The organism is Rhodococcus sp. APC 3903 (assembly GCF_030407755.1).
Lineage (GTDB): Bacteria > Actinomycetota > Actinomycetes > Mycobacteriales > Mycobacteriaceae > Rhodococcus_F > Rhodococcus_F erythropolis.
In genome coordinates this window covers 33,341-59,643 of the sequence record NZ_JASDCV010000025.1, presented here as the reverse complement: position 1 = coordinate 59,643, position 26,303 = coordinate 33,341, and the positions used below count along the sequence as shown (strand labels likewise).

19 protein-coding genes and 2 pseudogenes are annotated in these 26,303 nt (G+C 60.3%); 14 read left to right on the top strand and 7 right to left on the bottom strand.

Annotated elements, in window-relative coordinates; genetic code table 11:
• The first annotated feature begins 232 nt into the window (after positions 1-232).
• Complete coding sequence (locus QMA15_RS27250; RefSeq protein WP_290287424.1) at positions 233-1,711, top strand: leucyl aminopeptidase; 1,479 nt, start codon at positions 233-235, stop codon at positions 1,709-1,711.
• Positions 1,712-1,730: 19 nt separating this feature from the next.
• On the opposite strand, the gene QMA15_RS27245 is transcribed toward QMA15_RS27250, so the two are convergent.
• Positions 1,731-2,795, bottom strand: a complete 1,065-nt coding sequence (locus QMA15_RS27245; protein ID WP_290287422.1) for a helix-turn-helix domain-containing protein — start codon at positions 2,793-2,795, stop codon at positions 1,731-1,733.
• A 597-nt stretch (positions 2,796-3,392) separates the two neighbouring features.
• Between QMA15_RS27245 and QMA15_RS27240 the strand changes: the two genes are divergently transcribed.
• The gene (locus QMA15_RS27240) at positions 3,393-4,610 is read left to right on the top strand and encodes an alpha-hydroxy acid oxidase (RefSeq protein WP_290287420.1); all 1,218 of its coding nucleotides are present in this window, start codon (positions 3,393-3,395) and stop codon (positions 4,608-4,610) included.
• Between the two features lie 515 nt (positions 4,611-5,125).
• Entirely contained in the window at positions 5,126-6,013 is an 888-nt protein-coding gene (locus QMA15_RS27235) for an alpha/beta hydrolase (protein ID WP_290287419.1), read from the top strand.
• Positions 6,014-6,092: 79 nt separating this feature from the next.
• Here QMA15_RS27235 and QMA15_RS27230 read toward each other — a convergent pair whose 3' ends face one another.
• From QMA15_RS27230 to QMA15_RS27215, 4 genes and pseudogenes are all read right to left on the bottom strand, one after another.
• The gene (locus tag QMA15_RS27230) at positions 6,093-6,230 is read right to left on the bottom strand and encodes an AraC family transcriptional regulator (protein WP_290287471.1); all 138 of its coding nucleotides are present in this window, start codon (positions 6,228-6,230) and stop codon (positions 6,093-6,095) included.
• Between the two features lie 63 nt (positions 6,231-6,293).
• A pseudogene (locus QMA15_RS27225) lies at positions 6,294-6,586 on the bottom strand (transposase); the annotation flags it as partial.
• 175 nt (positions 6,587-6,761) lie between these two features.
• Positions 6,762-6,929, bottom strand: a complete 168-nt coding sequence (locus tag QMA15_RS27220) for a hypothetical protein (RefSeq protein WP_290287417.1) — start codon at positions 6,927-6,929, stop codon at positions 6,762-6,764.
• Positions 6,930-6,947: 18 nt separating this feature from the next.
• Entirely contained in the window at positions 6,948-10,319 is a 3,372-nt protein-coding gene (locus QMA15_RS27215) for a protein kinase (RefSeq protein WP_290287414.1), read from the bottom strand.
• A gap of 986 nt (positions 10,320-11,305) precedes the next feature.
• On the opposite strand from QMA15_RS27215, the gene QMA15_RS27210 reads away from it, so the two are divergent.
• From QMA15_RS27210 to QMA15_RS27185, 6 genes are all read left to right on the top strand, one after another.
• Positions 11,306-11,521, top strand: coding sequence for a hypothetical protein (locus tag QMA15_RS27210; RefSeq protein WP_290287411.1), 216 nt, complete (start codon positions 11,306-11,308; stop codon positions 11,519-11,521).
• Between the two features lie 370 nt (positions 11,522-11,891).
• Complete coding sequence (locus QMA15_RS27205) at positions 11,892-12,650, top strand: GntR family transcriptional regulator (protein ID WP_290287409.1); 759 nt, start codon at positions 11,892-11,894, stop codon at positions 12,648-12,650.
• A gap of 754 nt (positions 12,651-13,404) precedes the next feature.
• Positions 13,405-14,529 carry a pyridoxal phosphate-dependent aminotransferase gene (locus tag QMA15_RS27200; RefSeq protein ID WP_290287407.1) on the top strand — a complete coding sequence of 375 codons (1,125 nt, stop codon included), beginning with the start codon at positions 13,405-13,407 and terminating at the stop codon, positions 14,527-14,529.
• A gap of 152 nt (positions 14,530-14,681) precedes the next feature.
• A complete protein-coding gene (locus QMA15_RS27195) occupies positions 14,682-16,796 on the top strand; it encodes a hydantoinase/oxoprolinase family protein (RefSeq protein ID WP_290287405.1) in 2,115 nt (704 codons plus the stop codon).
• Complete coding sequence (locus tag QMA15_RS27190; protein WP_290287403.1) at positions 16,793-18,523, top strand: hydantoinase B/oxoprolinase family protein; 1,731 nt, start codon at positions 16,793-16,795, stop codon at positions 18,521-18,523. Before QMA15_RS27195 ends, QMA15_RS27190 begins: the two co-directional genes overlap by 4 nt.
• Before the next feature lie 42 nt (positions 18,524-18,565).
• Entirely contained in the window at positions 18,566-19,933 is a 1,368-nt protein-coding gene (locus QMA15_RS27185; protein ID WP_192713451.1) for an MFS transporter, read from the top strand.
• Positions 19,934-20,038: 105 nt separating this feature from the next.
• Here QMA15_RS27185 and QMA15_RS27180 read toward each other — a convergent pair whose 3' ends face one another.
• A complete protein-coding gene (locus QMA15_RS27180) occupies positions 20,039-20,731 on the bottom strand; it encodes a GntR family transcriptional regulator (RefSeq protein ID WP_290287469.1) in 693 nt (230 codons plus the stop codon).
• A gap of 322 nt (positions 20,732-21,053) precedes the next feature.
• Between QMA15_RS27180 and QMA15_RS27175 the strand changes: the two genes are divergently transcribed.
• From QMA15_RS27175 to QMA15_RS27155, 5 genes are all read left to right on the top strand, one after another.
• The gene (locus QMA15_RS27175; RefSeq protein WP_290287396.1) at positions 21,054-22,118 is read left to right on the top strand and encodes a Glu/Leu/Phe/Val dehydrogenase dimerization domain-containing protein; all 1,065 of its coding nucleotides are present in this window, start codon (positions 21,054-21,056) and stop codon (positions 22,116-22,118) included.
• A 70-nt stretch (positions 22,119-22,188) separates the two neighbouring features.
• A complete protein-coding gene (locus QMA15_RS27170; protein ID WP_290287394.1) occupies positions 22,189-22,551 on the top strand; it encodes a nuclear transport factor 2 family protein in 363 nt (120 codons plus the stop codon).
• 76 nt (positions 22,552-22,627) lie between these two features.
• The gene (gene hisD, locus QMA15_RS27165; RefSeq protein ID WP_290287392.1) at positions 22,628-23,944 is read left to right on the top strand and encodes a histidinol dehydrogenase; all 1,317 of its coding nucleotides are present in this window, start codon (positions 22,628-22,630) and stop codon (positions 23,942-23,944) included.
• Positions 23,945-24,033: 89 nt separating this feature from the next.
• On the top strand, positions 24,034-24,783 hold the full coding sequence (locus QMA15_RS27160) for an SDR family oxidoreductase (protein WP_290287390.1): 750 nt from the start codon (positions 24,034-24,036) through the stop codon (positions 24,781-24,783).
• 167 nt (positions 24,784-24,950) lie between these two features.
• Complete coding sequence (locus QMA15_RS27155; protein ID WP_290287388.1) at positions 24,951-25,964, top strand: hypothetical protein; 1,014 nt, start codon at positions 24,951-24,953, stop codon at positions 25,962-25,964.
• 88 nt (positions 25,965-26,052) lie between these two features.
• Here the strand turns inward: QMA15_RS27155 and QMA15_RS27150 are convergent.
• Positions 26,053-26,281: pseudogene (locus tag QMA15_RS27150) on the bottom strand (hypothetical protein); the annotation flags it as partial.
• Positions 26,282-26,303: the final 22 nt, after the last annotated feature.

Below are 26,303 nucleotides of genomic sequence, written 5' to 3'. Positions count from 1 at the left end.
AGATTCGGCTTGGTCATTGCATTCTCCTGACGCATTCCGCCCACCGAATGAGCTCCTGTCCCAGTTGCCACGAGCTGAGCAACGTGACAGTGCCGTTCCGACCATTGTGCACCAGAACAACAACGAACGCGGAAATTTGTTGCGGTAGTTCCACTTCGAGGACTCATCGCGAAGCGATACTCGACATACCACCATGCACACGCAAATGGCCTCGTCGAAGGAGCAACTCCCGATGAACGATTTCACCCACTCTCTGCCGAGTGTGTCCCTCAGCGACACCGAGCCGCTAGTTACGAAGGCTGACGTGCTGATCCTCGGCATACGCGGCACCGGCACGGGCTGCCCCGAACACGAGAATGTTGCAGATCTCCTCGACCTGCTGGGCTTCACCGGCGAGCGCGACCAGGTCACGACATTCCCCGCAGGCGAGCGTGCCACGGCAGGTGTAATCGTGGCAGTCGCGTTACCGGCCGAACCTTCCGAGGCGGACCTGCGCGCTGCGGCCGCCCGTGGACTGCGAGCCGCACCGAAAGGCAGGGCAGCGATTGCATTTCACCCTACGAGCGTCGAAGAAACGGTCGCTGTAGCTGAGGGCGCCCGGCTGGGTGGTTATCGGTACGACCGATACAAGACCTCGCGCGATGATTCCGAAACAAGCAGTGAGCCAAGAGAGGTCACTATCTTGAGCTTGTTCGCTGAGGACAGTGCGGCTTTGGTCGAGCAGTCCGACGCGGTGACCCAGTCCGTTGCGCAAGTCCGCCATTGGGTCAATGCGTCTCCTTCCGATCAGAGACCGCCCATTTTTGCCGACGAAATCGCCGCTTACAGTGCCGCATTCGTCGGTAACGATGTGGCAGTCGAGATCTGGGACGAAGTACGCCTCGCTGAGGAGAATTGCGGGGGCATCCTCGGAGTCGGACTCGGCTCAGCGGCCCCGCCACGACTGGTGACGCTGACATACGCCCCGGCCAATGCCACCACGCACCTGGCCTTGGTAGGTAAGGGCATCACATATGATTCCGGCGGGCTCTCGATCAAACCCGCCGTCGCACTGGCGACCATGAAAATGGATATGGCGGGGGCAGCCGCTGTAGTGGGCACAACGCTGGCCGTCGCCCGACTCGGGCTGCCGATCAAGATCACGACGTACGCCTGCCTCGCCGAGAACATGCCCAGCGGCGCTGCCTTTCGGCCCGGTGACGTGCTGGCGATGCGGAACGGATCCACGGTCGAAATACACAACACCGACGCTGAGGGCCGTCTGGTGATCGCCGACGGCCTCGCACTTGCGGTCGCAGTCAAGCCCGACCAGATCATTGACGTCGCGACCCTCACAGGGGCATGCATGGTGGCGCTCGGTGAGCGCACCACAGGCGTACTGGGCACCGACGAGGGCCTCATCGGCGCAGTCCTCTCAGCGTCCCGTACGGCAGGCGAGTCGATGTGGCCGTTACCGATCACCGATGAAATGGGTGCGGCGGTGCGCTCGTCGACTATCGCGGACCTGCGTCAGCACGACCCCAAGCCGTACGGCGGGGCAATGTATGCTGCGGCGTTTCTGCGTGAGTTCGTCGGTGAGGTGCCTTGGGCGCACCTCGATATCGCCGGGCCCTCGTTCAACAACGGCTCCGCCTACGACGAAATTCCCTCCGGTGGAACAGGTGTCGCGGTCCGCACTCTCGTGCAACTTGTTCGCGACATGACTTCGTGAGAACTGCTGCTCGCCGCTATCAAGTAACCAGCCGCACCTGTAGCTCGGCGAGCAGACGGTCGTCAGGATCATCCAGGCTGAAACGTCCTATTTCCTGAGCCTTGTTGATCCGGTATCTGACGGTGTTGACGTGTAGACCGAGCTTTTGGCTCGCGATTTTCATGTCCCCAACGCAGTCGAAGTAGGTGCGCAGGGTATCGACCAGATGCGTTTGGTGCGCACGATCCTGCGCAGAAAGCCGAGAGATGGGACCGGACAACAGAGCAGGGTGTGCAAGAGCCACTTCGCGGAACTGCTCAAGCCGCCAGCTGGCTTGGAGGTGCTCACTGTCGGTGAGCCCGGTCCAACCCCGCCGCTCGGCGAGCTCAAGCAACTCGTTGATATTCAAGCTCACCGCTCTGGTCTCGGTGAGCGAATGGTAAGTGGAGCTGACTAATGCACGGTGCGGAGCCGTTGACTGGAGTCGCCCGTGAATGTCGCTCACGATGCGTACCGCACTCTGGCGCTGTTTCTGGTCAGCTGCGGGAAAAACCAGGTAAGTCGTGTCCGGTCCGACAGCCAGCTGGGCCCGCACGCGAAAGGCGTCGCAGTAACTGCGGGCCAACGCGCGGAGACGTCTGGCCGTGGCGGCACGGTCACGCTCATCTGCGGTCGTGGGGCGCATGGCACACAGGACGAATCCGGCATCTAACTCCACGCCCAGACGCTCAGCCACGATTCGTTCGGTCTGCTTACCCGCGAGCAGGGCGCTGAACGCGGCGTCGCCCGAACTTGCGCCGCCCAGTCCAGCTGCTGCGTGCCGGAGCAGTGGGAGGGCGGCGTTGTCGGCTGCCTTGCGAAGACGTACCTCGATCTCCCTGTGCGAAGCCTCTCCGTCTGGCTGTAGCCAGATCGTGGCAAGGAGTTCGGTGCCCGCTTGGACCGCCACGGCGTATCGTCGCGACATACCGGCGATCTCGTTGTCTTGGAACGCGATCACATCGCCCCGCTCAAGTGAGTCCAGTAGCCCGATCGACCCCAGCTCGGCAAGGGGTGCGGCGGGCGCTCGCCTTCCGAGAATACTCTCATTGCGCACTTCGTCCATCGGAGCTCCGCCCGAATATGCCAACAGCTGCCATGCTGGATCGTGGAGGACGACGGGGCCCCCACACGACGCGGCGATGGCGTCGGCAAGTCCGAACAGAGAGTCCTCCGAATAGTCTGTAGCCCTTGATGTTTCGGATGCGGCTCGGATGAGTCCGAGCAACTGTCCCCAGTCCGTCCGCGAGTCGACGCCGATTACAGCGATATCATCGCTGCCAAAGTGGACGGGAAGTGGCCCTTTCAGCAGTATTGCCGCGGACCGTGCAGAGATCGCTGTCCGCATCAAGTCACGGAAGGCTGCGCTGTGCGCTCGAAAGCCGGGCGCAACGATCAGCGCCCCTTCAGTCGGTGAGATCGGATATTCCGGATCAGTCACCAAGGTACCTGTGACAACCGCATCGAGCCGCCCGATCTGGTCTACGACCAAAACGGACCCGAGCCGAGCGGATACATCAGCGACAGTGAGGGCCACCTGTTTCGCTCCTTGCTTCCTTGGACAGTTTTCGAAAAAGCCATTGTGCGGCTGCACAAGCCAGCATCGCCCTAAATGTAGTTCCAAGCAATAAATTCGGTTGTATTCGAACCCTACTGTCACTGCATGACTACACCACGGCTCCGCACACGGCTCGAAAGCCTCAGCGAGTACATTCCAGCGATGCCCACGCTGCCTACCCTCGAGCGGCGGTTGGCGCGCGCGACCAACCTCGATGACCTTCGTCGTCTTGCTCGTCGCCGCGCGCCCCGAATGATTTTCGACTATGTGGACGGTGGAGCCGAAGAGGAACGGTCACTGAAAACATCGGTCACTGCGTTCGACCGAGTCGAATACCATCCGCGAGCACTTCAAGACGTCAGCGAAGTTTCGGCCGCGACAGAGATTTTCGGACGCGAAGTATCGCTGCCACTCGTACTGGGACCCACCGGTTTCACGCGCATGATGCACCACGAAGGGGAAGCCGCCGTCGCCAAGGCAGCGCAGGAAGCCGGAGTGCCGTATGTCCTCTCCACCATGGGGTCGACGACAGCAGCGGGCATCGCTGCCGCCGCACCCGCTGGCTGGAACTGGTTCCAGCTCTATGTCGTTCGCGACCGTGCACTCAACAACGAACGGCTCGAACTCGCACGTGCGGCTGGAATGGACGTCCTCGTCCTGACGGTAGACACCCCGGTTGCCGGAGCGCGTCTTCGCGATGTCCGTCATGGCATGACCATCCCACCTTCGTTGCGTTGGGGCAGCGCGCTACAGGCCGTACGTCATCCACGTTGGTGGAGCAGGTTCGTGATGTCCGAGCCCTTGAACTTCGCCGCGGCCGGCGGAGCCTCCGATGATCTCGCCGGTATCGTCCGCACCCTGTTCGATCCGAATATCACCTTCCGCGACATCGAATGGGTCCGAGACCGATGGGAGGGAAGGCTTCTCATCAAAGGCATCCAAGACACCGGCGACGCAAAGGAACTCGCCGCCTTGGGTGTCGACGGGATCGTTGTTTCCAACCACGGCGGCCGCCAGCTCGACCGCACTCCCGCTCCATTGGAGCTCTTGCCAGATATCCGCACCGCGGTCGGCGATAAGACTGGGGTTTACCTCGATGGCGGCGTGCGCAGCGGATCCGATCTTGCCGCCGCGGTCGCCCTCGGGGCCGACGCCAGCTTCGTAGGACGTGCCTACCTCTACGGCCTCATGGCGGGCGGGCAGAAGGGAGTCGACCGAATGTTGGCCCTGTTCCGCGAGGACTACGTGCGCACTCTGCAACTCCTCGGGCTCAGTTCCACGGCAGAAATAGACAGTGGTGTCGCGAGTATCAGGAAGTGGTGAGCCCTCGGTCGATCGTGCAAACCGCATTGTCTCGCGGCACAACGGATGGTCCCTCAATTTGGTCGGGCTGCCAACACTTCCGATTCTACTGATCAACCAGCCTTGCACGATAGGCCTGTGCCCTGGCGCAAAAGCCCAAAGTCTTGGTCATTGACGAGTTGACTCTCGGATTGGCGCCTGTCGTCGTGAACGACATCCTTCCCGGCGTACAACAGATCGCGAGCTCAGGTGGCGGTACTTCTTGTCGAACAACACGTTCATGCGGCACTGACGATCGCGGATCGATGCGTGATCCTCCAACAGGGGCGCATCGTGTTTACCGGGGCGGCCACAGAGGTGCGAAACACGCCCGACGTCATAGCAAACAGCTATTTCGGCACAAGGCTGACGCCGGAGGAGGGACCAGATCCTTAGCGGGGCAATGGAACTAAACTAGGGAATCAATCCTGTATCGCAATGTTGCAAATCCCGTACGCCACCTCGAAACGTGGCACTTGAACTTTCCAGGAGAGACCATGATCAGAATCCTCCCTCGACAGACCACCACGCTTCCTGACGGCCGAACCCTGTCCTACATCGAAGCAGGAGATCCCGACGGTGTGCCATTGCTGTTCACCATCGGCACGCCTTCGAGTGCGACCGGGGGGCTCGCATTCGCTTCCGCTGCCGCACGTAACGGCGTCAAGCTCATCAGTATCGACAAGCCCGGGTACGGCCAATCCACCCGCGACCGCAACCGGTCACTGGTGCGCTACGGCCAAGATGTTGCCGCCCTAGCGGATTCGCTAGGACTGGAGCGCGTCGCCCTAGCCGGGCAATCAGGCGGTGGGCCCCACGCGCTCGCCGCCGCACACGTCCTTGGATCACGAGTTTCGACATTGACACTGATCTCTAGCTTCGGGCCGGCCACCGAGACTTGGGTTCGCCCAGAGCTCGCCGGCCAGATGAAGATCATGACGATGGTGTCGCAGCACGCACCGGGGTTCATGGGCGTGGTGGTCGGTCTGATGAAGATCTTCACAGGCAACCGAGCACACGCAGAACGTATGGTCAAGCATGCCGCAGCCAAGGCAACGCCGACAGAGCGCGAGGCCCTCAACAGCCCCGAACTTCAGTTCATTCTGGACGGATACAGTGAGGCCTACAGCAGTATCGGCGCGGTGTGTGACGAACTTCGCGCAATCGGGGTTCCGTGGGGCTTCGACCTCGAGGGCATCGGAGCGCCGACAGATTTATGGCATGGCACCGAGGACAATTCTTGCTCAATCACTATGGCCCGGGGCATCGCGTACCGACTGCCGCGCTCCACGCTGCACGAACTTCCCGGTCTGGGGCACTCTTTCTTCGGTCGGGCGCTGGACGACGCCCTAGCGAATGTGCGCGCCAAGGCTATCCAGCTATGAGCGACTCGTTCGACGCGGAACCTGCCGAATACAAACGCAACTGGTGACGCTCCGACACCACAGCATCAACCTGGCCTCGTCACGCCCCGACCCTTCCTTCGGGGATGGCGCGGATCCGAGAACGATAGCTCAACGGGGCCTCACCGACATGTCGCTTGAACGCCGCACTGAAGGCACTTTCGGAGGAGTACCCCAGTTCACGTGCAAGCGAACGGATTCATGCATGGACTTCAGATCAGGTTGAGCGTCTGGTGTTGTGATCGACGAGTCATGTTGACTGTTAGGCGATTTGGTGTGGTTTGGTCGAAGATTCAGCCGTGGCTGCTGCGCGGACTTTGTCTGCGATGACCTTTCTGAGTTCGTCTATGCTGAAGTCGGAGACATTAGCTGCGGGCGACCTGTCACTCGTCGTGAGCTTCGATTGACCACCGCGGTCGCCAATCTCAGGAACGCGGCACAATTGGGGAAGATTTCCACGACGTCGGCTTTGCGTTCGATCTCCTTGTTGAGTCGTTCGATCGGATTGTTCGACCCGATCTTCTGCCAATGGGCTTTGGGGAACGCAGTGAACGCCCAGGACGTCGAGCAGTGAGGGAAAGGACGATCCCGACTCCAGCTTCGGAATCTGCACTCCCACATCTCCGCTGGTTGTGGAGCCGATTTTGGATCGGTGGCCGTTGCATCAGGTGCTGCGACTTCGGCCCGTTAGTAGCGGCCGGCACCCCTCTCGACGCCCCGTGCCGCATCATCAACACCAAGGCGTGACGAGATCAGGGTCGTAGTCGGCGGCAGCATCCTCGACGAGCACGGCGAGGTTACCGTTAGTGCCGGTTTCTGTATCGACGTCACCGAAACCCTCACCCATACGATCAAGGAGACGGTCGACCAGTTGGTCGACGAGATCAGCAGCTCGCACGCGAGCTTTCCGACCTGGTCAGGGGCGAGGGGCTTGCTTGCGCTCGACGATCCAGGCTGCGATTTGCGCTCGTGAGGTGAAGCCGAGTTTGACCAGGACATGCTCGACGTGTCCCTGCGCGGTTCGGGGTGAGATCACCAGCCTGTCGGCGATGGCCCTGTTCGTCATTCCCTCGGCGACCAACCGGGCCACTTGCCATTCACGACGTGTCAGACTTATGCCCGGACCGTCCTTCTTAGCGGGTGGTTCGATCTTCTCGTCGAGCGCGAAGGCGATGGCTTCATCGGGTCTGAGTGACCGGCCACGTGCTGACTCACTTTCGAATCCCTTGCTGCCGAGTAGAGATTGGACGCGTCGCTTGCAGTCTTGCTGGTAACGCTCCAGGTTCGGAAACTGCATCGTGGGAATGCCCATCGCCTGCCAGAGCGTTTCCGCAGCACCCAAGAGCACTCCGGCGCGCCTGCCATCGCGCCGCTCGGCGGCAATCCACGCCAGCGTCTGAAAGCACCATGCGGACCCGCGTGGGTCATCGACGAGACGCGACAATCGCAGCCCCTGTTGGATCAATTGCACAGCCCGCTCCGGGTCGCCTTGCAACCACACCGCGAGCCCACACGCCCACCGTGAGTACGACCGGTAGATCGACTCACCCAATGGTTCGGTTATCGCGATTATGCGTTCGTGGCAGCGAACAGCGCGGGATTCGTCGCCGGTAAGTCCGCAGGCGAGCGCCAGCCCGAACAGGCTTCCGACTTGTCGGAGCAGGTTTCCTTCCTCTTCGAAGCTTGTGACAGCGTCTTCGAAGTCTCTGATCGCGTCGGCGGGCCTGCCGCAAGAGAGCGCGAGGTATCCGGAGGCATGCGTGGACAGGGCCTGCAGTGCTGGGCTGTTGAGCTCGTCGGCAATGACACTGAGTTCGGCAAACCGATCCTGCGCTGCAGCCGTCAGCCCTTGCGCGGCGGCGAACATGCATGCGGAATACAGCGCGGCTGCCCGCTCGTGTGAGGATTCCGCTCTCGGCTGCGCGAGGAGGCGGGTGAGCCAGCGTTCGCCCTCACTGAATTGTCCGCGGGCGAGCCAGAACACCGATAGCGCAGCTGCCGTTCGCAGTCCGCTACTTCGGCCCGTCTCGACCCCTGGAGTCCCCGAAGCGTCGGAGAGGCAATACTCGAGCATGTCCCGCAGATTCGTCTGTTCGCGGTCCAGGCGCGCGATCCACGTCGCCTGATGGGAGCTAAGCCAATCGTTTTCCGCTCGCGTTGCCAGTTGCGAGTACCAGTCGCAGTGACGGCGGCGAAGCGCTTCTCGCTCTGGCTGTGCACGGAGTTTGTCTCGACCATATTCGCGGAGTGTGTCAAGCTGCCGATAACGCACGACCGTCCCGGCGTCCTCACGGATGATGATGGACTTGTCGACCAACGAAAACACCAAGTCGAGCAGCAGCTGCGGCGAGAAGTCCCACCCGCAAATCGCCTCGGCCGCGTCCAGTTCGAAGCTGCCCGCGAATACGGACAGTCGGCTCCACAGTGTTCGTTCCTGTGGTGTGCAAAGGTCGTAACTCCAGTCGATGCAGAGCCGCAGGGTCTGCTGCCGGGTCGGTGCGTTACGACCTCCCGAGGTCAGGAGCTGGTAACGGTCGGTCAACCTCTCGAGAATTTGCTCGGCGGAAATGGCGCGCAGCCGGACTGCCGCGAGTTCGATGGGTAGTGGGAGCCCGTCGAGGCGCTGACAGATGCGGGTCACGGTCACGCAGTTGTCGTGACTGATCTCGAAGGTGGGCATAGCGGCGGCCGCTCGGTCCGCGAATAGTTGTACCGCGTCGTATTGGGGAAGCCCGCGTAAGGACGTCTCCGTGTCGCCGTCCGGAATCCCCAATGGTGGCACCCTCAGTGCGACCTCGCCCTGAATGCCGATCGGCTCACGGCTGGTGGCCAGGATCCGCACATCCGGGCACGCTCGAAGCAGCGTCTCAGTGAGTCTCGCGACTGCGCTGATGATCTGCTCGCAGTTGTCGAGCACGAGAAGCAGTCTGCGCGAAGCAAGGTACTGAGTGAGGATGTCTTCGACGGATAGTCCGATGTCCGTGCGCAGGCGCAATGACGTGGCCACGACCTCGGCGAGCATGTCCGGGTCGTGCAGGTTCCCGAGTTCGACGAGCCAGACGGCGTCGTCGTACACGCGGCGAACGTCTACTGCGATGCGTCGCGCGAGCCTGGACTTTCCGACACCCCCGATACCGGTCAACGTCAGCAGACGAGCGCTGGTGAGCAGCTTGCGTGCCTCGGCGATTTCCTGACGGCGACCGACGAAGCTGGTGAGTTCTACCGAGAGATTCCCGGGAATGTTCCCGACCACAGGGGGTGTGGGATCAGTGTTGGGTGATGCCGGTACCTCGATGAAGGAGGAGCGAGGTCGGATGGGGGCGGCACCGTTTGCGATCGGCTCCTCGGCTGACACAGCGTGTCCGGCGTGTCCGGCGTGTCCGGCGTGCGCAGTATGCAACGCCATTTCGTCGACAGGATATCCGTGTTGGCGCTGCGTGTGCTGGAGCGTGATACCTAAATCGGCTGCGGTCTGCGGACGATCGGCAGGGTTCGCTGACATCGCTCTTTCCACTACCGCGCACACGTCGTCGGGGATGCCAAGCCCGGCCAGCTGTGGGATCGGATCAGTCGTGATACGGACGAACTGGGCGATCACCTTCTCACCGCTGTGGCGTTCGAAAGGGGCATGGCCGGTCAGCGCACAGAAAAGTGTGGCACCGAGGCTGTAGATATCCGCAGCGATTGAGGCAGGCTTACCCAGCAGGATCTCCGGGGCGGTGAAGGCCGGTGACCCGGTGAGGGTGCCGGCACCCGTTTCGAACCCACCCGTGAGGTGTGAGATTCCGAAGTCGCTGAGTTGCTGTCCGCCGTAATCGGTGAAGAGGATGTTGCCGGGTTTGACGTCGCGGTGGAGGATCCCACACTGGTGCGCCGTCTCCAGGGCCGAGGCCATGTTTATGCCGAGGCAAATGACCTCGGTCCACGGAAGTGGACCGTCGCGCCGTATGTGGGATTCGAGTGAGCTCTGCGACAGGTACGGCATGACGATGAACGGTCGGCCCGCATCGGTGACGCCGGATTCGAGGACGTTGACGATGTTGGGGTGGCCCGTCAAACGCCCCATGATGCGTTGTTCGCGAAGGAAACGGTCACAGTTCGCCTGATCGAGATCGGTGGTGAGTACCTTGACCGCGACGGTCCGTTCAAGGTGCGGCTGACGGCACCGATAGACGGCACCGAAACCGCCGTGCGCGATTTCCTCTGCGCCGTCGAAGCCGGCCGCGTCCAGGTCCGATTGGATCCGTGGGATGTGGCGTTGTGTTTTGTCGGGAATGAAGTCGGACATGGTTTCCGAGATTTCCGCGTTCGGTATCGACGAGGTGCCCGCCGCGACCGCGCTGAGAGTTGAATTCAGACGAGCTAGCTCAAGGCTAATACGTTGTTGCTAACTGATGTGATCGTTAGGACATGGCTGGCCCCGAAAACTCTTGGAGGCGTGGGCCAACAGGGGTCACCCGGCGGTAGAAGGTGTGTTGAATCCACAGTCGAGCCCCGAAGCGTTGCAGCAGCATCAAGTTGGTGGGCACTTCGACGAGGATGTATTCGATGAAGAAAAGTCCAGTCGCTCGTCAGATCTGAGCGGAGGTGATGCTCAGATCTGCGCACATCGCCGGGGCGATGCACCCGAGGGCCTAGTCGATGTACCTGACGATGAACGCAACACCGACCAGCGGAAGGAATCGCATAGCAAATCGTGCACCACATTCGCCGCTCGGATTCGTCATCGCGTGTGACGCCAGCATCGCCATTGATCACGACTGGGCCTTTCATTGGAGTGATTAGTGGTCGTGCCCGCTGCGGCATTGTCTCGGTAGCATGAGTGTCGGCGATGGAACCCAGTCTCCCGAGGCGAGGGTACAGCGGCTGTGTTCGATCAATGTAGGGCGCTGCGGTTGAGCTGCACCGATGCAGATCTCCGACCGTTCACTTCTGCCTGTATCCCGACTGTAGAGGCACTTTAAGATCTTTTCAAGACATATTTAGGATATTTAACATCAGGTTGAACTCCCTACATGGTGGGTTCGTTGGAAGACGGGCCGCTGACGGACCGGTAGGGACGACTACCTGAATCACATGTTTCCAACCCGCGCGGGGGCGCAGCCAACGGTCCGCTACTGTCCGATACCGAACTGCCCCCGCTGTCGCGCAGGTTCTGCTCGGTTCGACTGCGAACGCCGGCGGATTCGGCACCCACACACCAGCACAGTGGTGCGCGCAATGTTCCCGCACCTGCCCGATCGAGCTATCGCAAGCGACTCATAGTGGCACGAGTTGTCGGTCAACATGATTCGGGTCCTGGCGCAATTGCCACTGTCGTGGTGGAACGACCTGTGGATCACCGACGACACCCCGGTTCCGAGCGCAACGTCATGGGGAACAGTGGAGCGGATGTCGCGGGCAACGATGAAGCTTCAGATCTGGTCGACACGCCGGGGACGCGATGCCGGTCATGTGGGCGTTGGCGAATCCGAAGATCGGTGGACGTGAGGTCGGCGCGGGTTCACGCGCGCGCACCACATGATCCGGTCCGTGCGGGTTGTTCACTGGCAACGGCTTCTCGGACAAGGCGTTCGCCACCGAGGCAATGGATCAAGTCGGTGAGCCGACGTTGAAAGGGCAACTCCGCCTGAAGAAACGGGGCGGTCACACCGTCTCCGGGACCTTTACCCGCATTCGCCCAACGAGCCCTACCCACAGCCCAACGACTGCTCGCGATGGCAACGCTGCGGATCTGGCACAGTTGGAACATCGGCAACCTTGCCAAACGATCTTCGATCGCCTACGACCACTGACCTCGGTTCAAGGAATCAACCATCTAGGATGTTAACGGCACCTGGCTGTGAGCGGAGGAGACGATATGAAGTTCGAACCGGCCTTGATCCAGGCCGCTCACGACGGGTCGAACCTCATGGAGCAGGCATACCAGCGACTCAAGCGAGAAATCATCGAACTCGAGCGTAAGCCCGGCGAACAGTTCACCGAACAGCAGGTCGCCGCGGCATGGGGACTGAGTAAGACTCCCGTGCGCGAAGCCTTGGCGCGGCTCCATCGCGACGGTTTGGTCGTCCCCATCCGTCGGGCAGGGTATGTCGTCTCGTCGGTCACACTCAGCGACGTCGCCGACCTGTGCGATATGCGCACACTCCTCCAGACCGAGGCTGCGGCGCTCACCGCCGCCAAGGGATTGTCCGAGAAAGACCGAACCCGGCTGGTCGAGTTGTGCGTCGACGATGGGTACGGACAACTCGGCGGCCCCCACCTCGACGAGAGACTGCGGGCAAACTACGAGTTCGAGGCCATTATCGCCAACGGGTGCGGCAACGATCGACTCGCGGCAAGCATCATCGATGTCTTCGACGAGATCGAACGCATCGGCCGGCTCGCGGTCATGCTCGATCCGGAAATGCCCCCCTTAAGGACTGAAGAGCGTCAAGCGATCGTCGATGCCATCGTCAACCGGGACGCCGAAGCAGCACGAGCAGCGATGAAAGTCCGGGCACAGTCTGCGCGGCGAGAAATCCTGCAGGCCCTCACTACCAGTTCAGAAGTGACCTCGGTCGAGATACGAGTTCCCCTCACCCTGGCCACCGTCGACACCGACTGCGTGCCCCGATAGCTCTCCTTGGCTCGTGAGCGCCAAACCGCAATTGCCGAGATGAGGACGAGTGTCGTATTCCCCTTCTCATCGGGCGTACACGTTTAGCGGTGTGCCACTCACTTTCGACATTTGCCTGAGCCAAGGACTTGCTCGCTTCGTCGTGGTGTACGCGCAGACCCCGAAGAAGCGGCCTCAGCTGAGCGCGAAGACATCTACGTCAAGCACCACTTTTCCCTGAGTTCGAGCCCTCTGACTCGACACAGAAAAGGTTCACTTAGTAAAGACCCCCGTCTGCGGGGGACCCGAGAAGCCTGCTGCCTGCGCTGGCTTCGAGCACACGTTCCGTTCCCGGCGTGCCCGGAACGTGGAGAAGTCGAGGTCACGCCAATCGTCACCATGTGGAACGCGAAATATGTTGCAGCGGAGTAAATATATTAGTAAGACCTTGACGGTATCCTAAGATGCCTCTAAAGTTTCGTGACACAGCGCACAACATTGGAAAAATCGGCCACGAGCTGCCGGCCCCGGCTACGCACGCAAAACGGGAATGACAAGGCGCTGCACGGCAACACACAATTGCCGGACCCAAAATGGGATGGAGGCGACCGTCGATGTCCCCACATTCGCTTTGGCCGAACACTCGAACCTCCGGGAGAGAGCAGGCCCACCGAAGCGCAATCATAAGATCTCAGCATCAGGCCATAAATATTTCTTACTTTCTGTGGGCATGGCCTCCCACCCATACTTCGCTCACCGATCTGAGGAGGGACACATGTACGACCGACTGCCTACTCTCGAACTATGGGAGCGCACCGCAGCCCGCCAAAACGCCGGGGCCGACATGGTGCCCATGCAGGGAGTTCCCATGCTCCCGATGCCAGCACATGTAGTGAACGCAGTGGCACGATTCGCCGGCGACGTATTTCCCCGACAAACACGCGGGTCGAGGATGCTCAAATCCGCGATCGCGGACCATCTCGACACGAATTTCGGATTGTCCGCAAATCCGGATACGGAGTTGCTCGTCACTCACGGTGCACAGCACGGCATGAGCATTGCTCTGCGCGCCCTACTCGCTCCAGGAGACGAGGTCCTCATTCCCGCGCCGACATACTTCTTCGATGCGCTCGTCAGAATGGCCGGAGCACATCCCCGATATGTACAGGCACGTGCCTCCGATGGGTGGGCGCTACCACTGGAGGCTATGGCGTCGGAGCTCACGCCGGCTACGAAAGCGATCATCCTGTGCAATCCGAACAATCCGACCGGAAACGTACCGACCCGGGGTGAGCTGACTGCGGTGCTGGAGTTCGCCAAACTTCATAATCTGTACGTCTTTTCGGATGAGTCCTACGAGTTCTACGTACACGACGGGGTCAGCTACACGCCTCAAATGACCCTGCGCGAAACGTACGACCGTTTGATCACGATCACCAGCTTCAGTAAGAACTATGCGTTCTCGAGTTGGCGCGTCGGGTATGTGCACGCACCCGCAGATCTACTCGAAGTAGTCCACCGCGCCTTCGAATGCGACTCGATCAATGTTGGCGACATTCCACAAATCGCGGTGCATGCGGCGCTCGTCGGCCCCCGAGACTGGCTCGACGTCGAGTTCGACACTTTTTGCAATCGCCGCGATCTCCTTCTCGACGCCAGCCGCACAGCGGGATTCGACGCGGTCACCCCAGCAGCTGGCATCTTCTGTTACGTCGATTTTTCGAGGACTGGACTCAGCGGTCGTTTACTCGAAGACGCTCTGCTCGACATCGGCGTGCCGGCATCGGCAGGCGATCGGTTTGCGGGCGTGGACTCCCATTACGCGCGCATTCTGTACGGAGGAACCGCGGAGAACATTCTGCGAGCGGCGGAGCGTTTCAGGCTTCTCCCGACCGGATAAACGCTGCAATCAGCGACGGCAGACCCGGCACCGCTTCCCCGACCACAAATCAGTCAAAAGAACGTCTCATACCCTCATTTTCCCCATCGCCAGTTTGAACTGGCTCACTCCCGAACTCAATGCGATCACCCAAAATTCAGTTAGGAAGATTGATGACATTGCCGAAAACCGTCACCTCAGGAGAAAGTCACCATGGGTGGCTGATCGCCGCAGACATCGGTGGAACATTCACTGACGTAATAGCTTTGGGGCCGCACGCAAACGTCGTTCCGGTGAAAGTGCTGTCGACCCCTCCTGACTTCGGTACTGGCGTAATCGACGGAGCCCTCGATGCTTTGTCGGAAGCCGGTGCACTGCCAGGAGACGTGGAAGGTGTGCTGCATGCGACGACGGTTGCCACCAACGCAATCCTCGAACGTCAGGGCGCCAAGACCGCGGTGGTCACAACCAAGGGGTTCAAGGATGTTCTGGAAATCGGTCGACTGCGACGCCCCCTTCTATACGACCTGTCGTGGAAGAAGCCCGTACCACTCGTCAGACGACGCGACCGCCATGAGCTTGAGCAGCGAATCGCTTCGGACGGGACGGTACTCACCGCAGTTGACACATTCGAGCTCGAAGCCCTCGCCCAGCAACTCGTCGACGACGGAATTGAAGCCGTGGCGGTCTGCCTCATCAACTCCCACATCCTCCCTGAGGAAGAACGGCTTGTCGCCAACAAGCTCCGAAAGCTCCTTCCTTCGGTGTATGTCACTGCATCCGTTGATATTTCGCCGGAACAAGGCGAATTCGAGCGAACCAGTACCGCCGCGGTCAACTCGTACGTCGGCCCGGTAGTTCATTCGTACGTCACGGAGCTCAGCCGCAACCTCCACGACCATCAGATCGACGCTCCGTTTTCGATCATGCAGTCGTCGGGGGGACTGCTCGACGCGCAGTCTGTCGCCGAGAAACCCGTACAGATCATCGAATCGGGACCTGCGGCCGGCGTCATCGCAGTCCAGAAGTTGGCGCAACTTCTGGGACTGGACAACGTCGTAGCCTTCGACATGGGCGGTACGACAGCGAAAGCTTCGCTTATCGAAAATGGTCGTCCCTTCGTGGCCAGCGACTACGAAGTCGGCGGGGGAATGAACATCACCCGCAGCATGGGCAAGGGAGCCGGGTACACGATCCGCGTTCCGTCGATCGACATCGCCGAGGTCGGTGCCGGGGGCGGCAGTGTCATCAATGTCGATTCTGCAGGGGCAATGCACGTAGGTCCGCAAAGTGCGGGATCGCGTCCAGGACCCGCGTGTTACGGGCAGGGCGGCGAACGCCCCACTCTCACTGACGCGAATGTGGTGCTCGGTTACCTCAACCCTGAATCCATTGCAGGTGGACGCGTGCAGATCGCTCCCGAACTGGCGGTCAAGGCGCTCGCTCAGGTCGCCGATCAGGTGAGCAAAGATGCTGGCGACACAGCCAGAGGCGCATATCAGATCGCCGTGTCGAACATGACCTCGGCGGTCAAGGCCGTCACGAGCGAACGCGGTCGTGATCCGCGAGACTCGGTGATGGTTGCGTTCGGAGGCGCAGGGCCCCTCTATGGTGCCGCCCTTGCGCGGGAATTAGGGATCGAAACCGTCATCGTTCCGGTACACACCGGCGTGTTCAGCAGTCTCGGACTTCTGGTTGCTGACACGGAATACCAGGTCGTCGCACCGTACACCGCGAGCCTGCGGAACATCGCCGCGCTTGCAGAGCAGTTCGAGTACTTGGGGTCGGAGGTCCTCGACCGCCTCAGCAAATCCGAGGCGACCAGCGTTACCGTCGAACGCCTTCTCGACATGCGCTACAAGGGGCAGCGTTTCGAGTTGAGGATCCCAATGCCCGACGGGTCGATCGACGACGATCTCATCGCTGCCACGTTCGCTCGCTTTCATGCAGAACACCTCAAGACGTACGGCCGCTCCAGCGGCGATGAACTCATCGAAATCGTCAATCTGCGGGTACGCGGCTCCATAACCAACCCCGTCAGTATTGATCAGGCGCTGGCGATTCCGCTGACAGAAAGTGATGCGCCAACGTCACGCGTGTGTCGTTTCGAATCGGACATCGATACACCGATTATTCGGCGGACCCACCTGACCACAGAACCAATGGATGGCCCTCTGGTCGTCGAAGACATGGACTCTACGACCCTCGTCCCCCCCGGTGCATCGGCACGTCTGGACAAGTTCAACAACATCGTGATCAGCTGGAACAGTAACGAGGAAGCACAATGACCACTAAAATTCTTCGAGATGCGGCGACCTTCGAGGTCTTTAACAACGCCGTGTCCGGGCTCGCCGACGAGCTCGCCATCACCATCCTCCGGACCGCGCACTCTCAGATCGTTGCGTCCAGCATGGACTTCTCCGCAGCACTGTGTGACGCCGCCGGTCGAACGATCGCACAAGCCAACACCTGCCCGGTGCACCTCGGGTCGATTCCAGATGCCATGGACGCGGTGCTCGACGCATTCGGTGATCAAATCCAGGATGGCGACGTCTACATTTTGAACGACCCGAGCCTGGGCGGAATGCACCTGCCTGACATCTTCATCATCGCACCGGTGTTCTACGAGGCCCAACTGCTGGGCTACGTAGTGACGGTAGTAAATCACAGCGATGTCGGTGGGTGGTCCGCCGGATCGATGGCGTCACAGTCGACCAGCATCTTCGGAGAAGGCATACAAATCCCGCCCTCACGTCTCATTTCGGCGGGTGAAGTCAACGAAACCTTCTACAGCATCATTCTGCGGAATGTTCGCGAACCGTCGATGCTCCGCGGGGATCTAGAGTCTCAACTCGCAGCGTGCCATGCCGGCGGTGCCGGCATGAAGGAGCTCGCAGCGCGATACGGTATCGACGAGTACTGTGCGCTGGTCGACGAACTTCTCGATTACTCCGAGGCGCTGGTCCGTACAGCGTTGCAACAGGCTCCCGACGGAACGTACAAATTCGAAGATCAAATCGATGAGGACGGACTCGGCTCCGGACCGATCCCGTTCAAGGTTGAGATTACGATCGCCGGCACCGACATCCACTTCGATTTCACTGGATCCTCACCCCAAGTTGCCTCCGCACTGAATGCAACCTCGTCCTTCACCCGATCCGCATCCTACGCATCGCTTCAAGGCGCATTGGGCTCTAACGTGCCTGCCAACAGCGGTTTCTACCGACCCTTCACTTTCACAATTCCGGATGCCTCGATTCTCAACGGTCAACGTCCCGCCGCCCGGGGCGCGCGCGGTCTGGTTGCCTACCGCATCATCGACCTCGTACTCGGCGCCCTTGCGCCTGCTCTTCCCGATCATGTCCCGGCCGCCGGCGACGGTGGCCCAGGATCCATCGCACTGGGCATCACGGAAGCCGACGGGTCGCAAGTCGTCGTGTGGGACTTCATGATGGGATCCTGGGGCGCCACCCGATCAGGTGACGGCAACGACGGGATTAGTCCGCTCGGTGCCAACATGGCAAACATTCCCGTGGAAGAAGTCGAGTCCTCGGGTCATGTGCGGATCGACGGCTATGGGTTCGTCCCCGATTCGGCGGGTGCCGGCAAGTACCGTGGCGGGCTTTCGCTCGTTCGCGACATGACTCTTCTTTGTGCCGAAGCAACCATGCAGATCCGCTCCGATCGCCGAACATCACGGCCGTACGGTCTGCACGGCGGCTACGAAGGCACCCCTTCGATGAACCTGCTCAACCGTGATACCGAGCGCGAACAGATCCTCGACACCAAACCGTTCCTAGTGATCGAAGAGGGCACCACCCACCGCCACATCACGGCTGCCGGCGGCGGATACGGGCGACCGTACGACCGCGACCCCGAACTCGTACTCGAGGACGTCCTGGAAGGAAAAGTCACTGTCGAAGGCGCTCTACGCGACTACGGCGTAGCGATCGAGATGCAAAAGGGAACTTCGAAAATTCTCATCGCTGAAACCAACCGTGCCCGGCAGACATAGCTCTGTTCCCCATCCACAACACACTTCCGAAAGGCCTCCGCCATGACTGATGGCAAGGTTCCTCACCATCTCGACGCACAAGACGAGCGTCGTATGTGGCGCAAAATCAGTTTCAGAATCATGCCTTTGATCGGATTGGCATTCGTAGTCAGTTACATCGATCGGGCAAATCTCGGTTACATCGCAAAACCGTTATCTGCAGACCTCGGCCTGACCTCCGCAGCATTAGGACTAGCGGGCAGCCTCTTCTTCATCGGTTACATTCTGATGGAAGTTCCCAGCAACATGATGCTGGAACGCTTCGGCGCACGGATCTGGATCTCTCGGATAGTCATCAGTTGGGGCCTGGTTACCATCGTGACGGCAGCAGTGCACTCTACAACACAGCTATTCATCGCTCGGATCCTACTTGGTATCGCCGAAGCCGGACTGTCGGCGGGCATTATCCTGTATTTGACCTTTTGGTTTCCGAAGAAGCAACGCGCGTGGGCGATGTCGACGTTCTTCCTGATGATTCCGATCTCGAACATCGTCGGCGCGCCGATCGCCGCTGCCTTGCTCAAGTGGGGCGAAGGTCTGATGGGTATTTCAGGTTGGCGGTCGTTGTTCGTCGTGGAGGGCGCGCTGACAGTCCTCGTGGGCATCGTCATATTGGCATTCCTACCGAGTCGACCCAAGGACGCCAAGTGGCTCGCGCCGGAGGAACGCGCCTTCATCGCGCAGACACTTGAGGCCGAACACCGTGAGCATTCCGCACACGGCGCCTTGACGGGGATGCGCCAAGCTCTGACCAGCGGAAGGATTTGGGCACTCGCCGTCGCCTTCTTCGCAGTGGTGTTCGGGATCTATCCCCTCGCGTTCTTCCTGCCCACCATGATCGACACGCTCAACAAGACAATCGGATCGAGCGCGAATGTTTCGGGTGTTCTGCTGGCCGCGATCCCCTACGTTGTAGCCCTGGTGGCGATGATCGTGTGGGGGCGAGTGGGCACGAGGCGGTCCGCGGTATTTTCGACCACGGTGCCGATGGCAATAGGGGTGATCGGCCTTGTTTCTGCAACATTCACGCAGAACGGCGCGCTGTTCATCGTCGCGGTATGCGTAAGCGTCTCTGGTATCTACTCGGCATTTGCTCAATTCTGGCGCATTCCAGCTATTGCGCTCAGCGGCGCAGCCGCAGCCGCAGGAATTGCATTGATCAACTCGGTGAGCAATACGAGCGGATTGGTCGGACCATACCTAACCGGCTTCATCAAGGATAGGACCGGCGGCTATACCTACGCATTGTTGCTCATTGCCGCAGTGATGGTGGCCGGAATAGTCATACTCCTCACTGTAGGTCGCAAAGCCGAACAGATCGGCGACCACACCTCGGGTGACCCTTCCTTAACCGTCGCAGAACGAACTTAGACTCTCCGCTGGTGGGGGTTCGCTCCCACCAGCGGAGCCACCAACTCTATGGGCCGCGCTCAGGACCTACGCACTCTTCACGATATGGACAGAACTCAGTCGGTTCTAGTCAGTCGATGTCGCGCGAGGAGCTGGCACCGATATCTGGGCTGTCGCTACCTCCCGGCTCATAGTCAACGCGTCCAACATTTCACGTTTTCCCGATTCGGCACGACTGTGCATTGCATTTCGTGCTGATTCGGAATCACGTTCAACGATTGCATCGACTATCGCCCTCCGTTCCGGAATCCTTCCTGGAGGCATATTGGGTGAAAGTTGGACGGTAATGCGAGCGATACGCTCGATTTCATCGAAAATCTTTGCTATCGCGGCTGCGAGCCGCTCGTTCCGAGATCCATTGGCGATTATCGACTCGAACTCGAAATTGAAACGGAGGCGTTTACTCATGTGCGGTCCAGCCAATTGCCCGTATTGCTCGTCGGAACACAGTTCCAGCAGGCGATCTCGCCGCTCCGCGGCGAGTCCGACCTGCGCACAGCGCGCGGCAGCTTCACCCTGCAACAACGTCCTCATGTCACACAGGTTCGCTACATCCTCGAGAGTCACCGGTGCGACCACGTACCCGGATCGTGCAAACGGCGCAACCAGACCATCGCGGTGCAGTCGCGCCAACGCCTCCCGGACCGGTGTCTTACTGAGCCCCCACGCCGTCGCTACTTCGTGCTCGGTGAACTGATGCCCCGGAGGGCGTCTGAGTTCGATGATGTCCCTTTTGAGGCGGTGGTATGCCTGGTCCATCAGCGTTGAGCCCTTGACCGGTTTAACCAGTTCAGGGAGCTTTTCCATCGTCTACTCGTCTCCTCGGTTCACTTCAGCGCCGACCAAATATCGATGTAATATCTTAAATCGATCTCAGCCGCACCACCTTCTGGTGATCGGTCGCGACCGAACCGGCGTGCGACTCGGTCGATCCCTCTCGAATCTCGCCAATAGAATTGGCGCACTTAGGCTTGCATGTCCCTCGTTTAATATCTTAACATGCTTATCTAAAGATATTCATTTGCATGCCACTCCGATTAGTCGAGTTCGGTGCGCCGCCACCTTTCGAAGGAGCAAAATAATGGCAGACATTTCCACCACGTCTTTCGGCACATGGTCCAGCGAACAGCTGATCTTGTGCAGTGACGACTCACTCGGGCTGCGAGCCGTGATTGCAATCGACGACACCACTCTGGGCAATGGATTCGGTGGGGTTCGCTTCAGGGCATACCCCACCCCTGAGGCCGGCATCACCGAGGCCCGCCGACTCGCGCGCGCCATGACATACAAGAACGCCGCGGCCGGGCTGAACTACGGAGGTGCAAAGTCGGTCCTGTTCGCTGGGGACCCAGTGAGCGACCGCCCGGCCTTCATGCGCCGGTACGGCGAGTTCATTGCGCGCACCGGCTCTGCCTACATGCCCGGCGTGGACATGGGCACGACCACCGACGATCTCAAATGGATGATCGAAGGTGGTGCGCAGGTTCTCTGGGTCGACGATGATCCCTCACCCGCTACCGCCACTGGTGTTCTGCACTCCATCAAAGCTGCTGTCGCCGCCACCCTCGATTCCGACAGCCTGGCCGGCACCCACGTGTTCATCCAAGGCGTAGGCCACGTCGGCGAATCCCTGGCACGGCAACTTGCAGCCGAAGGTGCGCGGTTGTCGCTCATGGACACAGATCGGGAGAGGATGGAGCAGCTGGCACATGAGCTAGAAGCGCAGCCGCTCTTCGATACGGATGTCACAGAGGTCGAATGCGACGTATTCGCTCCTTGCGCTATTGCGCGCGTAATCGATCCGACAACAGCTGAAAGACTGCAATGCCGCGTTGTCGCCGGTGCCGCGAACGACACACTGACCGATGACAATGTAGCCGAAACACTACAACGAAGAGGGATCACCTACGTACCAGACTTCCTGGCCAATGCAGGCGGTGTCATCGATGTCGACGGCCGCCACCACGGGAAGTCGCACGACGAAAGAACATTGGCACTCGAGGCGATTGGCGACCGGGTGGGTTCCGTAATCGACACTGCCCGTAAAACAGGGATCACCACCGTGCAAGCAGCACAACAATACGCGCGAAAGAGGATCGACTCTGCCCGCTCGAACCCGGCCGATCGTAAGACACCTGATGAGTGAGCGTCGTCCGAGTTCCCGTTCAGACGACGCTCACTCGGAGAGCGCGAGCGGACCGTCGATTCTACGGTGGATGCGTAATATAGAGATAGATTCTCTGGTTCGTAGATACTACGAACTGGTCGACGAAAACCGTCTCGAAGATCTTCTCTCGCTGTTCGCCGAGGACACCATATACCGGCGACCAGGTTACGAACCTCTGCAAGGCAAAGGCATGCTTCGGCATTTCTACTCAGTGGAGCGTGAGATTTCTGAAGGTGAACATCACATCCACCAAGTCATGATAGATGGCCGATCCGCGGCGGTAGAAGGACATTTTGTTGGATTCCTGAAATCGGGAATCGATGTGACAGTGCGCTTTGCAGATTTTTTTCAGTTAAGCCAGGACAGATTGATCGCAAAGCGCGACACATATTTTTACGTCCCCTCGATTTAAGTAGATCGAGGTTCGTCCGGTCAATCGAATGCGATATCCAGACTATCGCACCGCACAAAACCAATAGGAACTTGACATGTCGAATACGTACTTGAAATCAGCCATCGAACAACGAGGGACTCAATCTGATCCAGTGGTCCTCGAGACCGTCCGGAATGTGATTGCCGACATTCGTGAGCGTGGAGACGACGCGGTCCGCGAGTACTCCGAAAAGTTCGACCGGTGGACGCCGGAAAGCTTCAAGCTGAGCGCCACGCAGATCGACGAGATCGTTGCTCGTGTCCCCCCCGAGGTCATCAACGACATCAAGACTGTGCAGCAGAACGTGCGAGTGTTCGCACAACACCAACGGGATTCGCTGACCGACTTCGAGGTCGAGACCGCGCCCGGCGTACACCTGGGTCAGCGCACCCTGCCGGTCACTGCGGCCGGTGCCTACGCACCGGGTGGCCGCTACCCGCTGGTGGCGTCCGCACACATGACCACTGTGACCGCGAAGGTGGCTGGGGTACCGCACATCACCGCCTGTACCCCGCCCATCCGCGGGGAGATTCCCGCCGCCACCGTTGCCGCGTTCCACCTGGCCGGAGCCGACGACATCTACCTCCTCGGCGGAGTCCAGGCCGTCGCCGCCATGGCGTTGGGCACGGAGACGATCCGCAAAGTCGACATGCTCGCCGGACCCGGTAATGCCTTCGTCGCCGAAGCCAAGCGGCAACTGTTCGGCGAAGTCGGCATCGATCTGTTCGCTGGCCCGACCGAGGTCCTGGTCGTCGCCGACTCGAACGCCGACCCATTCATCGTGGCAGTGGACCTGCTGAGCCAAGCCGAGCACGGGCCGGACTCCCCCGCCGTGCTCATCACCGACTCCGAAGCCCTGGCCCGGGCCACGCTCGCGCACATCGACGCGATCCTCCCCGACATGCCGACCCACGACTTCGCCGGCCCGGCGTGGCGCGATCACGGCCAGATCATCATCGTCGAGAACATCGAGGCCGCGTACGCGTTGGCAGACACCTTCGCCTCCGAGCACGTGCAGATTCTCACCGAGACCCCACGTCGAGCCCTCGACGTGATGAACAACTACGGTGCCCTCTTCCTCGGGGAGAAGACCTGCGTGTCATACGGCGACAAGGTAATCGGCACCAACCACACTTTGCCGACCCGGGGGGCCGCGCGCTACACCGGAGGGCTGTGGGTAGGCAAGTACCTCAAGACAGTCACCTACCAGGAAGTCACGTCCGACGCAGCGAGCGCCGAGCTCGGCGCGCTGTGCGGGCGCGCAGCGCGCGTCGAGTTCTTCGAAGGGCACGCCCGATCCGGCGACGTGCGCGCCGCGAAGTACGCCGGAGCACCGCTGACCTGGGCGCCGCAGGATTCTGCGGCGCGCTGACAAGCAGCGACGCCGGACCCGGTGGGTGCCTCCCCGGGTCCGGCGTCGCCTTCCAACCTGCACTCATCACATACTCCGAAGGATCGACCATGGTCACGTTCACACTGGACGGCAAACGCGCGCTGGTAACCGGCGCGAACAAAGGCCTCGGCCAAGCGATCGCTCGCACCCTCACCGAACTCGGCGCCACCGTGTACGGAACTTCCCGAACCGAGTCGGGGGCCGCGCGAATCGAGTCGGACCTAGCCACCCCAGGGTTGATCCTCGACATCCAGAACACAGCGTCGATCGCACCGTTCGTCGACTCTCTACCCGATCACATCGGGGGTGGGATCGACATTCTGATCAACAACGCCGGTGTCAACCACCCATCCCCCGCCCTCGACGTGACCGAGGAACAGTGGGACGCGGTCACGGGCACCAACCTCAAGGGCACCTTCTTCCTCACCCAGGCCCTGGCACGAACCTGGGTGGCGACTGGAGCGGGCGCAGTGGTGGTGAACATCGGATCCCAGGCCGGCACCGTCGGCATCGAAGAACGCGCCGCGTACTGCGCCAGCAAGGGCGGACTCGATCAGCTCACCAAGGTGCTCGCCATCGAGTGGGCACCCCGTGGCATTCGCGTCAACACCGTTGCGCCGACGTTCGTGCGCACCGAGTTGACCGCGTCCACCCTCGACCGCCCCGGCTGGGGACAGACATTGCTCTCCCGCATCCCCGCCGGCCGCTTCGGCGAACCGGAAGACATCGTCGGCGCCGTCGCCTTCCTGGCCGGCGACGCTGCGAAGCTGATCACCGGCCATACGCTGCTGGTCGACGGCGGCTACACAGCCTGGTGAGCGTCGCCCTGTCAGCGCGTTCGAGCTTCGATTAGAAATACCATTCCACAACCAAGGTCTTGCTAGGACAGACCACACGGATGTCAATATCAATATGGTAGGCGAGCCTTAACGAAGGACAGACCACCGATACCGATGGTCGGACGGCTTTACGAAAGAAGGCAAACGTGAAATTTCAAGCTTTCAAGGCCTCTCTTGCGGTAACCCTACCGCTTTTCCTGACGCTTGCCGGATGTGCATCGGACCCATCAGTTCCTGGTTCGAGCACTGCGCCAGAAACACGCGCCACCGAGAATGACTCAAGCTCTGTGCGCGATAATGCATTTCTTATCAAATCCTTCGATTATACGCTGGGCGAGACCCCTGAAAACATTGTCGTAACCGATCTATCAACTGAACAATTTGCAGCCACCCTGCTTAACAACACCCTGTGGTGGTCTACAGGACGCACCGAGCAGATCGTTCCGGGCGAATCGGATGCTATGACTTTGGGCATAGCAGAGGACGCCGAACATCGATTGTACGTAGCTGTCCGAAGCCAAGACCCTGCAGTAGCAGGAATTTGGCGACGTAGCGTGGAAGAAATGTGGGAACGATACGTTCCGGTCCAGACAACCGTTGGACTCAACGGGATTACATTCGGCGATGATGGGACGTTGTACGCGGCGGACTCCGTCAACGGCCGAATACTCGCCCTTCAACCTGGGGGGTCCAGCTTCGCTGCGTGGCTCGATGATCCGGCACTCAAGCCGACATCGTCCGAGGACCCGGTCGGTGCATCTGGCGTAAACGGACTCAAAGTTTTCGGATCCTACCTATACGCATCCAACACAGCACAAGGAACACTTCTTCGAATCCCCATATGGGACGATCCGCGCCCTATTCCTGAGCAGGTACTGTCCGGGCGGGCTGTCGACGACTTCGCTCTCGATAAGGATGGCGCAATCTATCTCGCTGTTCACCCTGACAACACCGTGGTGCGTGTCGATCCGGCAGGTCAGCAAACTGTTCTTGGTACAGCTGAAGATGGTCTCGATGGACCGACAGCCATCGCTATCGCCCAGTCGGGCGTCATTACAACCAATCTCGGATTCCTGGGAACACGACATCACCCCAGCATAATTTTCATCACCGCCCCGGTTTCGGAACCGACGCTTCCGAAACCTGCTATCACTAAGTAGATTTCGGAAATGCCCGCTGTTCATCGTAGCGCCATGTGGGTTTGCCGCCACATTCCCTCGTGCCGGAACAGCGTGGACCACGGAAGATGAACCGCATCGCTCTCGGCAGCAGGTGCGCGGTGTCGTCGACAGTGTCCGAGTGGCGCAGATACATGCCCCGGTCGGTTTCGCTCTCAAACCAGATCTCGATTGCCCAAGGTGCCGTCGAGTTCGTGAGCTGCGTGGGTGTCCATCATGTGACGGTCGACGTCCGCATGAGAACCCGGCTGCAGGGTCGCGGACAGATTCGACGCCTGGTGTGGAAGCGTGACCGCGCACGTGTTCGGCAGAACCGTCAGG

What these genes read in the sequence shown, in the direction of transcription:
- QMA15_RS27250 (WP_290287424.1), top strand. Translation starts at nt 233, where the DNA reads ATGAACGATTTCACCCACTCTCTGCCGAGTGTGTCCCTCAGCGACACC.
- QMA15_RS27245 (WP_290287422.1), bottom strand. Translation starts at nt 2,795, where the DNA reads ATGGACGAAGTGCGCAATGAGAGTATTCTCGGAAGGCGAGCGCCCGCC.
- QMA15_RS27240 (WP_290287420.1), top strand. Translation starts at nt 3,393, where the DNA reads ATGACTACACCACGGCTCCGCACACGGCTCGAAAGCCTCAGCGAGTAC.
- QMA15_RS27235 (WP_290287419.1), top strand. Translation starts at nt 5,126, where the DNA reads ATGATCAGAATCCTCCCTCGACAGACCACCACGCTTCCTGACGGCCGA.
- QMA15_RS27215 (WP_290287414.1), bottom strand. Translation starts at nt 10,319, where the DNA reads ATGTCCGACTTCATTCCCGACAAAACACAACGCCACATCCCACGGATC.
- QMA15_RS27205 (WP_290287409.1), top strand. Translation starts at nt 11,892, where the DNA reads ATGAAGTTCGAACCGGCCTTGATCCAGGCCGCTCACGACGGGTCGAAC.
- QMA15_RS27200 (WP_290287407.1), top strand. Translation starts at nt 13,405, where the DNA reads ATGTACGACCGACTGCCTACTCTCGAACTATGGGAGCGCACCGCAGCC.
- QMA15_RS27195 (WP_290287405.1), top strand. Translation starts at nt 14,682, where the DNA reads ATGACATTGCCGAAAACCGTCACCTCAGGAGAAAGTCACCATGGGTGG.
- QMA15_RS27190 (WP_290287403.1), top strand. Translation starts at nt 16,793, where the DNA reads ATGACCACTAAAATTCTTCGAGATGCGGCGACCTTCGAGGTCTTTAAC.
- QMA15_RS27185 (WP_192713451.1), top strand. Translation starts at nt 18,566, where the DNA reads ATGACTGATGGCAAGGTTCCTCACCATCTCGACGCACAAGACGAGCGT.
- QMA15_RS27180 (WP_290287469.1), bottom strand. Translation starts at nt 20,731, where the DNA reads ATGGACCAGGCATACCACCGCCTCAAAAGGGACATCATCGAACTCAGA.
- QMA15_RS27175 (WP_290287396.1), top strand. Translation starts at nt 21,054, where the DNA reads ATGGCAGACATTTCCACCACGTCTTTCGGCACATGGTCCAGCGAACAG.
- QMA15_RS27170 (WP_290287394.1), top strand. Translation starts at nt 22,189, where the DNA reads ATGCGTAATATAGAGATAGATTCTCTGGTTCGTAGATACTACGAACTG.
- hisD (WP_290287392.1), top strand. Translation starts at nt 22,628, where the DNA reads ATGTCGAATACGTACTTGAAATCAGCCATCGAACAACGAGGGACTCAA.
- QMA15_RS27160 (WP_290287390.1), top strand. Translation starts at nt 24,034, where the DNA reads ATGGTCACGTTCACACTGGACGGCAAACGCGCGCTGGTAACCGGCGCG.